Raw genomic sequence first — 14,838 nt, 5'->3', positions numbered from 1 at the left:
TTTCACCGCCTTGTCTTTTTCACATAATAATAATAGTAGATTATGCTGAAGAGGGGTGAGAATAGTTAATAAGAAAATTATCTTTTTTGGAGACTTTGGTATTGATGACGCCGTAGCGTTAATTTATGCAAATAAAACATGTAAATTAGATATTCTAGGTATTGTTGCTGAGTACGGGAATGTATCACGAGATATCGTTACGGAAAATGTTTATTTTTTAGAAAGGTACTATGCTACACAAGTGAAAATTATTGAAGGTGCGAGTAGACCGATGACAGCTGAAGAGCCTTTGTTTTTCCCTGAAATCCACGGGGATCACGGTTTAGGTCCTATTATTCCACCTGAGATGAGAATTTGTAAACGAGAAAATTTTTGTGAATTAATCAAATTAATCGAACCTTGTCCAGAAGATATTATAATTGTGGCGACAGGGAGACTAACGACGCTTGCTACGTTATTTTTATTGTATCCAAATATAATGGATCGTATTTGTTCGTATTATATAATGGGCGGCGCTTTCCTATTTCCAGGTAATGTTACACCAGTATCTGAAGCGAATTTTTATGGTGATCCAATTGCAGCAAATATTGTTATGAAATATGCGAAAAACGCTAGCATATACCCGTTAAATGTAACACAGGGCGCGCTTATTACGCCTGAAATGGCCAATATAATAGATAAACAAGGAACTGGACAGGCGAAACTCATTAAACCAATGATTGATTTTTATTATGAGAATTTCTATAAAAAAGAATATCCGGGTATTGGTGGAAGTCCTATACACGATTTACTACCGTTTATCTCGTTTATAAATGACAGTATTTTCGAATATAAAAAATCGGCAGTGTGGATTAGTACGACAAATGATGTGACTAGGGGCCAAAGTGTAGCAGACTTTAGAAAAATAGCTGAGCCAACAAGGTTTGATGATCGGCCGATTCAAAGAATTGCTGTTGGTTTTAACTATGCAGCTTTTAAAGAAGAGTTTATGCGAACAATATTGAAGCCAGATTGTTCTTAATGTGTGTAATAACAAGTCGGATAAATCGTTAGTTCAAAAAAAGGTTTAATCTGTGTGTATTATTCTCAAAAATCTTAAAGTTGAACAACATGAATAACTTATGAAAAATGTCACATAACTAATGGTAAGCAATTGTTTCTAATTATATTTTGATTGGTGAAATGTAAAGGAGGTTATTATATGATTTGGTCTTTAATCGTCGGTGGTATATTAGGATGGCTTGCGAGCTTAATTACTGGAAAGGACGTACCTGGTGGTGTAATTGGTAATATTATTGCTGGTATTATCGGTTCTTGGGTTGGTTCGAAATTACTTGGTAGTTTTGGTCCAGTCATTGGCGGATATGCAATTATTCCAGCTTTAATCGGTGCGATCATTTTAATTTTTATCGTAAGCTTCTTATTACGAGCAATGCGAAAATGAATGTAAGGACTGTTTACATTTGTAAGCAGTCCTTTTTATATGTTATGCTAGTATTATACAATCAGGAGGTGTCAGCATTGAAATCATTTACAGTAAATTTCCATCAAGAAGATAATGCAAAAGCGACAACAGTACATAAATTAAGTGAAGAGGACTTCAATAAAGCAACTGAAAAAGGTACTCGTCATTTATTTGATTTAGATACAAACGTTGGCTTCTTCGTATTCTTTGATGCAGAAGATGCAGAAGGAAATGATCAATACTTAATGTTACAATATGAAGGGGATCATGAAGAACCAACTGCATGCTACGGATTTGATTTAAAACTATACTATCAATTTTTAGCACTATACTTAAACGATCTTGAATTCCAAGGCGAAACAGATGAGGAAGAGGAAGAATACGGTCCAATTCATCATTTAGCGCATTTACTTTATCATATTGTTGAAGATGGTAAATCAATTGAAGTGTAATATACATATTTGAAGCTGCTCTTTTTGGGCAGCTTTTTTATATGACATTGAAATGGTGTACTGTAAGCTAAATAAGGTGAAATTTTAATCAGTGGGGGTTTTGTTCATTCCCACTGATTATCAGTTCTCACCAATTTAGCTTTTACGGGCAGCAGGGCCCCCACCTAACTTCTTTGTTTCCGCTGAATTTTGAGGTGGGGATCTTACTGCCCGGCAAATAGCGGGATAAATTAATAATAGAAATTTATTTATTACTTTCATGTTAGCGTCGTAAAACACCTGTTATAATGATTGTAATTAAATTCCTGGAGGCTAATTCTATGCTTGTAGATGTAAAAGCTTTTATTAAAGCTGCAGGTTTAACATGTATTTCATCATTAAGTGGAGATAACACGTTTGCTTATAATTTTGAAACAGTAAAAAACACTATCGCTACATTTTTTAAGAAGCTAAGATTTACCGTTTAATTTCATTTCAACCAGTAGGAAAAGAGTAATCACTTCCTACTGGTTTTTTTGTTTCAAGGAGCTGTTGTGACAGCATGTTTTAAGTTATAGATAGAGGATATTATCATCGAGAAGAGAAGGTTTAAAGAAGGAGATGAATACGATGATTAACAATATAATTCCAAGTTTTTTAAAATTATGGGAAAGTGACGATTTAGAATTAGAAGTCCTTAATTAATACTATACTTCGCATCCGGTTGATTATCGAAATGAATAAAATACAATAGGGGGTAAAAATGATGAAAGTATATTTCAAAATAGTTATGTTATTTCTTGCTTTTACATGCACATTTGCATTAGCAGCATGTAAAGGGACAGATGAAAAAAAGGAAGCAAATCCAGCCTCGGAAAATCATAAAAATGAACAAAGTAATTCTTCAGAAGAAAAGAAAAATCTTGAAGCAAAACCAAGTAATGAAAAAACAACAAAACCATCAGCTGAGCAAGATTCGAAAGATAGAACACTTAATCAAAAATCAATTAACCACGTTAAAGATTTGTTTGAACTAGCAAAAGAAGGAAAGGTACCTAATGTGCCATTTGGAGCCCATACAGGGGATATTGAAGAAATTGAAAAAGCGTGGGGGAAAGCAAATAAAACCGAATATACAGGGAATGGAATGTACGCAACTTTTACAAATAAAAATGTTGTTTTCGGATTTAATAAAGGGTCACAAGTTTTTGATGTACGCTCATATCATGCGGAACTAAAATTGATTACATTACAAGAAATTGAAAAAGCATTAGGAAAACCATCTTCAGTTAAAGAGAATGGTGAAGATAAAATATATGTATACAAAGTAAATAACCAGTATGAATTGAAATTTGTCATTCCAAAATCGACTGGTAAGGTCGATCATATTTCCGTATTTTCGCCAGAGGATAGTATTAATAAAATGGCAGGATAAGAAATTAAGTGATTTCAAAAACACCTCACTTTCTTGAAGTGAGGTGTTTTTAGTTGTAAACAAGGAATGTCTCCTGTCATATAAAACATACTTTCATATGCGAAATACTTCACTTTTATTTTTTAGCATTTATCCAATAAGAAATGTTGATCTACTGAAAAAGTAGTAACCTATAAATTATGTGTAGGATGGTTCACGATTTTTTTACGTTCCAAACTTTGAACAAATAGCGCTTGAACAATACCTCCAACTAATAAGAAGCTAGCACAAATATAAAACAGCATACTTCCATTTAACTTACTTAATATAACTGCGCCAATAACTGGTCCACACGTTCGAGATATATCCCAGTGTATACCGTAAATTGAAAAATATAAACCACGTTTATCATGAGGTGCAATTTCTGAAACGAATCGTAATAAATGGTTTAGAGCAATACTTTCTCCAATGACTAAAAAGAGTAAGGTGAAGAATAACGACAATATCGTCGTTGAATAACTAAAGCCAACTGCAGCTATTGTATAGCAGGCGTAAGAAATAAGGATGATTTTCGCCATAGAAAATCGTTCAGACCATTTTACGAGGAAGATTTGTAGAATGATTTCCAAAATGGCTTTGCATGTTGAAATAAATGCGAGTATGAATACGAGATTAGGAAATACATGTTCTGCAAAAATACGATAATTCGTCTCAGTTTGTGCATAAAAAAAGCTAATAGGAAGTGTAGAAACCATAAGACCGAATATGGCGTAATGTTTAAAAACAAATTGCTTTGGTGAACTTGCCTCAACTGTTTGTTTCGACTTACTTATAGGTGGAACAGTTTCTGGGAGCTGGGTCCAAACAACAACAGCATATATCGTAAGAGTTACACTTTGCACGATAAATAAATATTCTGGGTGAGTATTATAAAAACTTGCACCGATTAAAGGGCCGACTACGGATCCGATTGCTCCCATCGTTTGTAGGAGAGCAAAAATCTCTGCTTGCTGCTCTTGTTTTGTTAAATCAGCAATTTGTGCACGCTGAGCTGGAATGTATAAGGAACGGCCAATACCATTAATGACATATAACAGTGCAAATATAAAAACGGATTGAGCGAAAACGAAACTACCGATTGCAACACCTTGTAGTAATAATCCGAGTAACATAATCTTTTTTCGGCCATATTTATCAGTAATTCCTCCAGCAATAAGTGTAAATAAAATGTCTGAAAGTGGCTGCAGTCCGAAAATCAGCATAGTTATTATTACATTGCCGTTTAACATTTTATTGACGTAAATAATCATAATGAGAGCTAACATAGATTCAGTCGTTCGGGTTAATAATTCACCGCACAGTCTAATAAAAATAGGTTTATTGTAACGAAGTAAGAGATAATTCAATATTAATTCCTCCTTTCTATATTGAAATGATAAGATGAAAGGAGAGTTGGAAAAAGGGTAGAAACAATAGGGAGTATTTTTCACCTTTTAGGGGGAGTATGATGTTTATTTTAGATCAATACATTGAACTATGGATTGCTTATGGAAAAGGGAAAAAAGAGGGAGAACGATTGGAAGTAACAGTGCAAAATATATCTAGAACACTATTTTGTACAGAGCGTAATAGTAAATTAATTATAAAAAAATTAGATGAGTTAAATTGGATTAAGTGGTTTCCAGGTCGCGGCAGAGGAAATCGTTCTAAGTTAATATTTCAAAAGCACCCGATGTCTTTAATTTTAGATAGAGGAAAAGAAATAACGAAAAAAGGGGATGTGAAAAGCGGAAGCATATTTGTGGAACGCTATAGCTCACATTTTCCATCGGTAAAGGGAGAATATCACTCCTGGGTGGATTCAATATTTGGTCATAAGGTTGAAATGACATCTGAAGGGAGAAGAGATGTACTCCGGTTGCAAGTACAAATGAATTTAGATATCACATTAGATCCTGTATACGCTACAATGCGTTCAGAATGCCATATGGTAAAACATATATTCGACACACTCGTGTATGTAGACGGTAATACAAACATTATAGAGCCAAGACTTGCATTTCACTGGGAATATAATGACGCTGAAAAAATATGGACGTTTTACTTACGAAAAGGAGCTCACTTTCATAATGGAAAACAACTTACTGCACATGATGTTATATACTCGTTGAATCGATTTATGAAGCTGGAAAATAATGCACACGCATGGATGTTACAACACGTTGAAAATATCCGTTCAGTGGATGACTACGTTTTCGAAATTCAATTACATACGGAAAATCGAATGTTTTTACATATGCTAAGTGCAGAACAGTGTTCTATCGTGAATGAAGATGAAGCAGGAGGGTTAATTGGAACAGGGCCTTTTCAATTATATAAAAGTAATGAAAATCTGTTCATTTTAGAAGGACATCCTTTATATTTTCGTGAAAGACCTTTTTTAGATCGTATTGAATTGTGGAATGTAGAACAAGGTGTAAGTACATACGATGTTTTAGTAAAGGCGCAGTATAAAGATAAAGAAAAACATAATAAAGAATTGTCTCGGCTTGAGTCGAACGTGACATATATAACATGTAATCTTACGAAAGAAGGACCAATGCAAGATGCGTTATTTCGGAAAGCGTTATATCAAATCATTCATGGTTATACAATCGTTCAAGAACTCGGCGGAGAACGTGGAGAAGTGGCAAAGAAACTAATATTAGCAAATGAAAGCATAGTAGATATTGACGAAGATATCGAAAGTTTAATTAAAAGGAGTACTTATCATAGTGAAGTGCTACAACTCTACACATTTACAGGACGAGATCATGTTGAAGATGCACAATGGATACAAAAAGAGTGTGCGAAGTACGGGATTCGTGTAGAAAATAATTTTCTTGAGATAGAAGAGCTATTGGAAGTAAGTACGATACAAAAGGCCGATATGATGCATGATAGTGCCACAATAAGTGAACGAATAGAAGATAGTTTATTATATATGTTTCTTACAAAAAATAGTTTTATTCATGGACAAAGCAGCATGGACTTTCATGAAAAGTTGTCTCCTTATTTTAGACAAGAAGAATTAGAGAAAAGAGTTACACTGTTACGCGATATCGAGGATACTTTGTTACGTCAAATTCATATTATTCCTTTATATCGTAATAAACAAGAGGTAAGTACACATGAAAAAGTTCAAAATATAATGATTAATTCACAAGGTTGGATTGATTTTTATAATATTTGGTTTAAATCTTGATATATAAGGGCTTTTGCACATTTTCATAAGATGTGTAAGAGCCTTTTTGTATGTGAGAATAGGTTTGTTTTACACATTGTTACGCTACTTGTGATAAAAGTCTATTTACAGCGTAACAATGTTATGTTACATTGTTATCAGGAAGGAGTGTTATACAGTTGAGTACAGATTTAATTTCAAAAAAAGATTTATTAGAACTAACTGGTATTTCATACGGACAGTTATATAGGTGGAAAAGAAAAAATTTAATTCCGGAAGATTGGTTTGTACGAAAATCAACGTTTACAGGTCAAGAGACATTTTTTCCGAAAGAAAAGATATTAGAGCGTATCGATAAAATCCAAACGATGAAAGAGGATTTATCACTTGATGAACTAGCGAACATGTTTTCACCGAGTGTGAGAGAAATTTTTTTAACAAAGGAAGAGATTTTACGCAAGGGGATTGCATCAGAACCAGTTTTACAATTTTTCATAGAACAAACGAATAAAACAGCAGAGTTTCAATTTGTAGACATTCTTTATGTGTACATGTTAGAAGAATTACTACAATCAGGAGAGATTAGTTTAGAAGAAGGAAAAATGGTCTTGCAAGTTTTACGTGAAAATTATGAAGCAATGAAACATAAAACTTGTGACTTAATCATTGTCCGAAAGTTAGGTATTTCTACATGTTTATTAGTTTCAAACGTGGACGATTTAATTTTTGAAAAAGGCACCAAAATCGTTTTACGCGAAGCGATTATGAAATATACCGAAGCATTAAAAACTAAATTGTTGTAATGGAGGAGAAAGTATGCGTACAGATAATTTGATTATAAATGGTTACGGTTCATCGAATGGTGGCGAGTTTCATAAAGTGCAATTAAACGGAAAAGGAACTGTGAATGGAAATGTTGAATGTGAGCAATTTGAATGTAACGGTTACGGTGCAGTTACTGGCGATTTGAAAAGTAGCAGTGCACGAATTAGCGGATCTGGTAAAGTTGATGGCACAGTTCATGCTGAAACGATGCGAATTGATGGAAAAGCAACAATTACGCAAAATGTAAAAGCAAACAGTTTGAAAATTGCAGGAAAAGGTACGATAGGTGGAAATGTCACTGGTGAAGAATTTAAAGTCAATGGTCAAGCTACAATTGACGGTAATTGTGAAGTGGATACTTTTTCTTCAGAAGGACAATTTACAATCGGTGGTTTATTAAGCGCAGATGAAATTAATATAAATATTCACGGTACATGTCGAGCGAAAGAAATTGGTGGTCAAACGATTAAAGTAAGACATAGATCAGGTACATTTAGTAGGCTATTTAAAACAGTATTTGGCTTGCAGTTAGAAGCTGAACTATTAGAAGGTGACAATATCGATATTGATTATGCTCACATAAGAACGGTAAGAGGAAACAATGTTACAGTAGGAGCAAACTGTGAGATTGAACTGATTGAATATACCGGTGTTCTTACTGTTGATAAAAATGCAAATGTAAAAGAATTTAAGCAGGTTTAACGGAAGGGAGAAATCAGTATGGAACATCCACATAGTCTCACAGTAAATGGTTCTGGTAATTCAGCAGGCGGAGATTATAATAAAGTGAAGATTCGCGGTGAAGGAACAATTACCAATGATATGAGTTGCAATGAGTTTAAAACGTACGGAACGAGTGATGTACGTGGTAATGTGAAAGTGAAAAATTATGTCGTGTATGGAGATAACGAAGTACAAGGAAATATAGATGCGGAATATGTAAAAGTATATGGTAATACACAAATTCATGGTGATGCTCATATTGAAAAAACAAAAGTTAGAGGTATGATAGATATTGCAGGAAAGTTTTCAGGTGATTTTGTTGATGTAAAAGGTGCTTTAAATGTGAAGGGAGATATTGAAATAGAAGATTTATCATTAACTGGTGGTCTTGAAAGTGCTGGATTACTTAATGCTGAAAATATTCAAATCTCACTTCGTTATGAAGGCAGTAAGGTAAGAGAAATTGGTGGCAAAAAGATTACTGTTCGTAAAAAAACGAGATTTATTCCTTTTACCAGTCATGCTGGAAACCTCCAAACTTCGATTGTTGAAGGAGATGATATCTATTTAGAACATACGATTGCTGAAGTTGTAAGAGGCAACAACGTCACAATTGGTCCTGGATGTGAAATTAGTGTTGTAGAATATCATACTAGTTTTAATCAAAAAGGTAATGCAGTCGTAAAAGAACATAAACAAATATAAGTAGTATGAGGGAGAGCAAGAGATATGGTTGAGAAGAATAATAAGCTCGGCTTTGTTGTGGCGGGCTTATTGCTAGGTATTTTAATGGCATCGATGGATAATACCATTGTCGTAACGGCGATGGGAACAATCGTTGGTGACTTAGGAGGCCTCGAAAACTTTGTATGGGTCGTTTCTGCCTATATGGTCGCAGAAATGGCAGGCATGCCGATTTTCGGTAAGCTATCAGATATGTATGGTAGAAAGAGATTCTTTATTTTTGGTTTAATTGTCTTTATGATTGGTTCGGCACTTTGTGGTACTGCTGAAAATATTACACAGTTAGGTATTTATCGTGCCATTCAAGGTATTGGCGGCGGGGCATTAGTGCCAATTGCGTTTACTATCGTTTTTGATATTTTCCCACCTGAAAAACGCGGGAAAATGGGTGGCTTATTCGGAGCGGTATTTGGATTATCTAGTATTTTCGGGCCATTACTTGGCGCATATATTACCGATTACATTAGCTGGCACTGGGTATTTTATATTAACTTACCACTTGGCATTTTAGCACTTATTTTTATTACATTCTTTTATAAAGAATCACGCGTTCATAGAAAGCAAAAGATTGATTGGTTTGGTGCAATTACTTTAGTTGGTGCAGTAATTTGTTTAATGTTTGCTTTAGAACTAGGTGGACAAAAATATGATTGGGATTCTAGCTTTATTTTAAGCTTATTTGGTGGATTCGCCATTTTAATCATCGCATTCATTTTTATTGAACGAAAAGTAGAAGAACCAATTATTTCATTTGAGATGTTTAAGCAGCGCTTATTCGGAATGAGTACAATTATTGCTTTATGTTACGGTGCCGCATTTATGTCAGCAACTGTGTACATTCCGTTATTTATTCAAGGTGTATACGGTGGTACCGCAACAAACTCAGGATTATTACTTTTACCGATGATGTTAGGATCAGTCGTAACAGCGCAGTTAGGCGGATTTTTAACAACTAAACTTAGCTACCGAAACATTATGATTATTTCTGCGGTTATTATGCTAATTGGACTATTCTTATTAAGCACGTTAACACCAGAAACAAGTCGTGCATTATTAACAGTTTATATGATTATTATCGGATTTGGAGTCGGTTTCTCATTCTCTGTACTAAGTATGGCAGCTATTCACAACTTCGGTATGGAACAGCGCGGGTCTGCGACTTCAACGAGTAACTTCATTCGTTCGTTAGGAATGACACTAGGCATTACAATCTTCGGAATGATCCAAAGAACAGGTTTCCAAGATCAATTAGAAGAAGCATTTAAAGGGATGAGCGGGGGAATGAATACAAACGCTTTAGGGGATTCAAGAGCTATTCTATCAGAATCGGCAAGATCTCAAATCCCTCCGCAAATATTAGATAAGATTATTGACGCTCTTTCTAGTTCAATTGTTCAAACATTCATGTGGGCATTGGTACCAGCTGGATTAGCATTCATATTCATTTTCTTTATGGGAAATGAGCGCATGGTAATTAAGAAACAACAAACGAATAAAAAGAGTGAAACATCAAAAGCGTAATGAAAAAGCTCCTTTCTAATTGGAAAGGAGCTTTTTCGTATGTACGGATTTAGATTAGCCTTCGATAATTTCGTATTCTTCGTCTGCTAATAGTAAAATTTGTGTTTTCTTACCTTTGTTTTGAACTTCGATTACATCGTAAGCACCTAAGTCTCTTACTTTGCTTTGAGAAGCGTTAACCATAACTTCAATAGAATCAATTAAGATATCTTCTTCAATGTATGATTCAGGCAATGCCATATCTTCAGTATCTAATACACATGCGTATAGATTTTGTAAGTTTTCAGCAGTTGGGTTTTGTTCCTCAACATCAATGATGTTTTTTACTGCTTCCATATTTTCCTCTTTTGCTTGGTATACTTTAATTTTAGCCATTGTTTTAATCTCCTTTATAACGTAATCGTAGAGGCTACACCTTATTATAACGTTTTTTTTATGAAAGATGAAATTGTTATATGTATTTATAGTAAAAATTATGTGTCCTTACTCAAAAATGGTGTGATTTCCATATAAATGTACGAGTAGGTAACGATATTACTACGTTAACGTTATATTGTCCAAGCTTTTCTTATTTTCTTCTCATATATATGTAGTAGCAATTCTATATAGAGAAGGGATGGAGTGTAAGTGGGGTGTGAACCGAAACGTAATTGTGGGTGTTGCCAAAATAGTATATGTGAGTTTTTACAGAGTCTAGAACCGTATACAAAAGTTGAAAGTATCATAATAGAAGGAAACGAAATTGCTGTATCTTATTTTCTTTCATTTAATAAGAAAACAGGTATCGTATCATTCGTACAAGAAGACAATGAGGTTATATTTGTCGATTGTTCAAAGATTGATGCAATTCGAATAGGGAAAGTATGTAGTTGCAAAACAAAAGTTAAATATATTGAAGAGGACTTTAGCTTGCTAGGAAATGTTTGCCCGCATTGTTTAACAGAGGGGAGTACAATCTTTTTCGATTTTAACAATCCTGAATTAAATGTGTCTTTCCAAGCAACAACAATTAATCCACCTAGATGTACTGAATTTACAGATGATCTCGGGAATGTAGTAAAGCAAATTACTATAGTAGGTGAGGCGAAAGTTTCTAGAGAGTTTGTTCAAGTACCTGAACTGGTAGGTTTTCGATTACTTTTATCACATCCAGCTGGAGACCCTTTAAACTACGGATTATTATTTATTAATTTTCCTGATACGATTTTTATTTTTATATTGGCATCAAGCGGATACCTTTCCATTTCGAACTGTTTAAAAATAGAGGGCGGAACTGGTGATGCCGAAATAGAAGAGGTGAAAAAAATGATAGAGGATGACGTTAACACGTACAAATCAGTTGTTAAATTGACTAAAGTATATAAGAACGGTGAGACGGAATCTTTTATTTATAAAAATGAGTTATAACACATGTATTTAAATGCACCCTCAAACTATTGTTGAGGGTTGTTACATAATTAATTATGTTGGTCCTTCAAACCGTTTGTTAACGGGTAAGAAATATATTTATTGTTGACTTATTTTATATGTTGATCATTTCATAGTTAGTAGATGTTATAATCATTTTATGTTTACTGATATTTTATAAATATTCGAAGTTTTAATTTAATAGTCAATTGCTTTTATGATGAACAGGTGGGTATGTATATGAATACGAATTATGGAGCGCTCATGAAAATGTTAAGAGTAGTTGATTCTAAAGAAGGCGGGAATGTAAATGATATATGAAGCGAATATACATACAAGAAAAAAACTAATTTCTATGTTTGAGGATTTCAATAACGTTGTTTTACTTTCTTATTTACAAGGGCATATGGGTACTGCTTGGGTAAATGATCTTGAAAATCCAAAAGTAGCACAAGTTACGGTAGGGATTTTTACATTTTACGCTGGAGACCCAAATACGAAAGAAACAGAAGAGTTATTACGTAATATTCCAGAAAGAATTTTAGTTATCGTAAATAGTGAAGAGTGGAAACAACGCTTAGAAACATTCCATGAAAGAAAAATAGATAAGTTTTTACGTTATAAATTCAAACGAAATCCAGAAGTTTTTAATCGTTCAAAATTAAAATCTTTTATATCAGCACTTCCAAGAGAATATGAGTTAAGAAGAATAGACGAGCATATCGCAAATAGCCCTACATTACATAAGATATCTGAAGATTTCACAAGTCAATTTCATTCGGTAGAAGATTATATAAACCGTGGTATAGGTTATAGCATTTTATATAACGGAGAAGTTGTATGCGGTGCATCCTCGTATAGTATTTATAATGATGGGATTGAAATTGAAGTTGCGACTGATCACAATCATAGAAGAGAGGGCTTGGCAACGGTAGTAAGTGCAGCTCTTATATTGGATTGCTTAGAAAATGGAAAGTATCCAAACTGGGACGCAGCGAATACTACATCTGCTAAACTAGCAGAAAAGTTAGGATATGAATTTGATAAGGCATATGATACTTATTTTGTGGATAATAGATGAGTGAAGGAGTTACATACTAAAAAATAAATGCGCCCTAGTACGTAAGTCTAGGGCGCATTTATTAGTTGGTAAATATCTTCATAACAATCATATCATATTTTATCTTTTGAATGTTTGGAATTAAAGATATTTATGTGACTTTTTGAAAAAATAAAAGAGCAGCTAGCAAAAGCCAACTGCTCCTCTCCAAGGGGAATGGAGAAATACAATCATATTATCTATAGTATTGACGGAACATAGAGTTTTAATCAAAGCCCGATTGGTGAGGGATTTGATTAAAACTCCCACTGATTAAAGTTTCACTTTATTACATTTACAATTTAAATAGTAGAACGTGTTTATCGTAGTTCTCCAAACACCAATTATATTTTTTTAGAATAATTGGATGGACTGCTTCTGTCGTAGTATCGACTTCAGTATATCCATATTTCTTATAAAAGTTTTCTAATTCCTCAAAAGGAAGACAATATACATTTTGTATTTGTGATTTTTTCGCAGTTTCTACTAAAAATGAAACAAGCTCACCAGCTAATTGAAGCCCTCTAAATTGAGGCAGAATAAAAATCCCGCCCATTTCTAAAGTATCTTCATCTATTTGGACTAATCGGCCAACACCTGCATACTCGTTGTTATATGTAATAATTGCAACTTTATCTCTCTTTAAATCACTTCGTACAAATCCTATTGAGTCATATTGATTATTAATCCATTCTAAATCATTAGATGTAGCTAGTTGAATACTCATGTGCATCCTCCTTCAGTCAACTTGCGCTATTTTCATTATATCGAATATAATATCAGGAAAAAAGTGGTTGGAATCATACGATTTTCATTAATAGTTCAAGTTTTGAAGAATAGGTGCATACAATATAAAGTGTTTTCCTTTCTTCATTTAAGTTTTACGTATATAATTTAAAAGTACTATTTTTATTTTATTATTTTATATTTATAACAGAATAGAGGTTTGAAAATGGGCGTTAAAATCATTACGGATAGTGCGGCGGATTTACCAGTAGAATTGCTGCAAGCATATGATATTGATTTAATTCCACTCCGTGTATATGATGAAGCAGAAACAGAGTATTTAGATGGAGTAACATTAGAGTCAGTTACATTATTGCAAAAAATGAGAGAAGGTGCTGTTTATAGAACGTCATTGCCTTCACTTGAAACTTTCCAAGAAAAATTTGTTTCTTATGCAAAAGAAGGTAATCCTTGTATATATTTAGCTTTTTCATCTGAACTGTCTGGTACATATCAATCATCAGTTGTCATTAAAGAGGAAGTAAAAGAAACATATGCTAACTTAGATTTAGAAATTATTGATACGAAATGTGCTTCGCTTGGTCAAGGTCTTGTCGTTTTAGAAGCTGCTAAAATGGCAAAAGACGGCGCATCAAAAGAAGATATTTTAAAGCGTGTTGATTTTCTAATGAGCCATATGGAACATATCTTCACTGTAGCTGACTTACAGTACTTAGTGAGAGGTGGACGTTTAAGCAAAGTCGCAGGATTTATCGGTGGTTTACTAAACATTAAACCGATCTTAAACGTGGAAGAAGGAAAACTTGTACCACTTGAAAAGGTACGAGGGAAAAAGAAAGTATTAAGCCGTATTGTTGATATTATGGAAGAACGTGGTAAAGACCTTAAAGGTCAAACAATCGGTATGACTCACGGTGACGATTTAGAAACAGCGGAAGCATTAAAATCATTAATTATGGAAAGATTTGGCTGTGAAGTATTTATCGTAAATACAATTGGTGCAGCAATCGGTGCACATACAGGACCTGGCGTTATAACGTTATTTTTCTTAAATGAAGTAGAGTAAAGGATTGATCTTTTGATCAATCCTTTTTTATTTTTTAATCTGTGATAATCGGTCGATATGGTATTGATGAAGATAAAATCTTTGAAGTTTTCCTATATCAAATGCAATCTTGTAGAGGGAGTATTTTTTATATGTGTAATGATACTTAATGGTAGAAGAAAAGAGTATAAATA

The 14,838-nt window shown here is 33.7% G+C and carries 16 protein-coding genes; 13 read left to right on the top strand and 3 right to left on the bottom strand.

The genetic code is table 11. From position 1 onward, the window contains the following. Positions 1-55 precede the first annotated feature (55 nt). The 5 genes from MR136_RS11980 (at position 56) to MR136_RS11960 (ending at position 3,331) form a co-directional block, all read left to right on the top strand. A complete protein-coding gene (locus MR136_RS11980) occupies positions 56-1,021 on the top strand; it encodes a nucleoside hydrolase (protein WP_001223682.1) in 966 nt (321 codons plus the stop codon). A 180-nt stretch (positions 1,022-1,201) separates the two neighbouring features. Next, the gene (locus tag MR136_RS11975; protein ID WP_000638306.1) at positions 1,202-1,444 is read left to right on the top strand and encodes a GlsB/YeaQ/YmgE family stress response membrane protein; all 243 of its coding nucleotides are present in this window, start codon (positions 1,202-1,204) and stop codon (positions 1,442-1,444) included. 77 nt (positions 1,445-1,521) lie between these two features. Next, on the top strand, positions 1,522-1,917 hold the full coding sequence (locus MR136_RS11970) for a hypothetical protein (RefSeq protein WP_000834883.1): 396 nt from the start codon (positions 1,522-1,524) through the stop codon (positions 1,915-1,917). Between the two features lie 320 nt (positions 1,918-2,237). Then, positions 2,238-2,384, top strand: coding sequence for a hypothetical protein (locus tag MR136_RS11965; protein ID WP_000959548.1), 147 nt, complete (start codon positions 2,238-2,240; stop codon positions 2,382-2,384). Positions 2,385-2,659: 275 nt separating this feature from the next. After that, entirely contained in the window at positions 2,660-3,331 is a 672-nt protein-coding gene (locus tag MR136_RS11960) for a YjgB family protein (protein ID WP_048538293.1), read from the top strand. Between the two features lie 170 nt (positions 3,332-3,501). Here the strand turns inward: MR136_RS11960 and MR136_RS11955 are convergent, their stop codons facing one another. Next, positions 3,502-4,716: an MDR family MFS transporter gene (locus MR136_RS11955; RefSeq protein WP_001108464.1), complete on the bottom strand. Its 1,215-nt coding sequence runs from the start codon at positions 4,714-4,716 to the stop codon at positions 3,502-3,504. Positions 4,717-4,817: 101 nt separating this feature from the next. On the opposite strand from MR136_RS11955, the gene MR136_RS11950 reads away from it, so the two are divergent. From MR136_RS11950 to MR136_RS11930, 5 genes are all read left to right on the top strand, one after another. Next, positions 4,818-6,554: an ABC transporter substrate-binding protein gene (locus tag MR136_RS11950; protein ID WP_142391063.1), complete on the top strand. Its 1,737-nt coding sequence runs from the start codon at positions 4,818-4,820 to the stop codon at positions 6,552-6,554. A gap of 158 nt (positions 6,555-6,712) precedes the next feature. Next, positions 6,713-7,336: a YhbD family protein gene (locus MR136_RS11945; RefSeq protein WP_103622445.1), complete on the top strand. Its 624-nt coding sequence runs from the start codon at positions 6,713-6,715 to the stop codon at positions 7,334-7,336. Positions 7,337-7,349: 13 nt separating this feature from the next. Continuing rightward, on the top strand, positions 7,350-8,060 hold the full coding sequence (locus MR136_RS11940) for a bactofilin family protein (protein WP_088322501.1): 711 nt from the start codon (positions 7,350-7,352) through the stop codon (positions 8,058-8,060). Between the two features lie 18 nt (positions 8,061-8,078). Beyond that, entirely contained in the window at positions 8,079-8,786 is a 708-nt protein-coding gene (locus MR136_RS11935; RefSeq protein WP_065224490.1) for a cytoplasmic protein, read from the top strand. A gap of 24 nt (positions 8,787-8,810) precedes the next feature. Further along, positions 8,811-10,346, top strand: coding sequence for an MDR family MFS transporter (locus MR136_RS11930; protein ID WP_000229612.1), 1,536 nt, complete (start codon positions 8,811-8,813; stop codon positions 10,344-10,346). Between the two features lie 54 nt (positions 10,347-10,400). Here MR136_RS11930 and MR136_RS11925 read toward each other — a convergent pair whose 3' ends face one another. Beyond that, on the bottom strand, positions 10,401-10,721 hold the full coding sequence (locus MR136_RS11925; protein ID WP_001062733.1) for a hypothetical protein: 321 nt from the start codon (positions 10,719-10,721) through the stop codon (positions 10,401-10,403). A gap of 252 nt (positions 10,722-10,973) precedes the next feature. Between MR136_RS11925 and MR136_RS11920 the strand changes: the two genes are divergently transcribed. Both MR136_RS11920 and MR136_RS11915 read left to right on the top strand, forming a co-directional pair. Continuing rightward, entirely contained in the window at positions 10,974-11,753 is a 780-nt protein-coding gene (locus tag MR136_RS11920; RefSeq protein ID WP_242259430.1) for a BC_2878 family exosporium-associated protein, read from the top strand. Positions 11,754-12,063: 310 nt separating this feature from the next. After that, positions 12,064-12,834: a GNAT family N-acetyltransferase gene (locus MR136_RS11915; RefSeq protein ID WP_103622443.1), complete on the top strand. Its 771-nt coding sequence runs from the start codon at positions 12,064-12,066 to the stop codon at positions 12,832-12,834. Between the two features lie 313 nt (positions 12,835-13,147). On the opposite strand, the gene MR136_RS11910 is transcribed toward MR136_RS11915, so the two are convergent. Further along, positions 13,148-13,579 (bottom strand): GNAT family N-acetyltransferase, encoded by a 432-nt coding sequence (locus MR136_RS11910; protein ID WP_000027152.1) that lies wholly within the window; start codon positions 13,577-13,579, stop codon positions 13,148-13,150. Positions 13,580-13,804: 225 nt separating this feature from the next. Between MR136_RS11910 and MR136_RS11905 the strand changes: the two genes are divergently transcribed. After that, the gene (locus MR136_RS11905; protein ID WP_103622442.1) at positions 13,805-14,665 is read left to right on the top strand and encodes a DegV family protein; all 861 of its coding nucleotides are present in this window, start codon (positions 13,805-13,807) and stop codon (positions 14,663-14,665) included. The last annotated feature ends 173 nt before the right edge of the window (positions 14,666-14,838 follow it).

This window comes from Bacillus cereus group sp. BfR-BA-01311 (genome assembly GCF_022664295.1).
Taxonomy (GTDB): domain Bacteria; phylum Bacillota; class Bacilli; order Bacillales; family Bacillaceae_G; genus Bacillus_A; species Bacillus_A cereus.
Note: the sequence above shows the minus strand (reverse complement) of the source record. Positions and strands in the feature narration are given on the sequence as shown.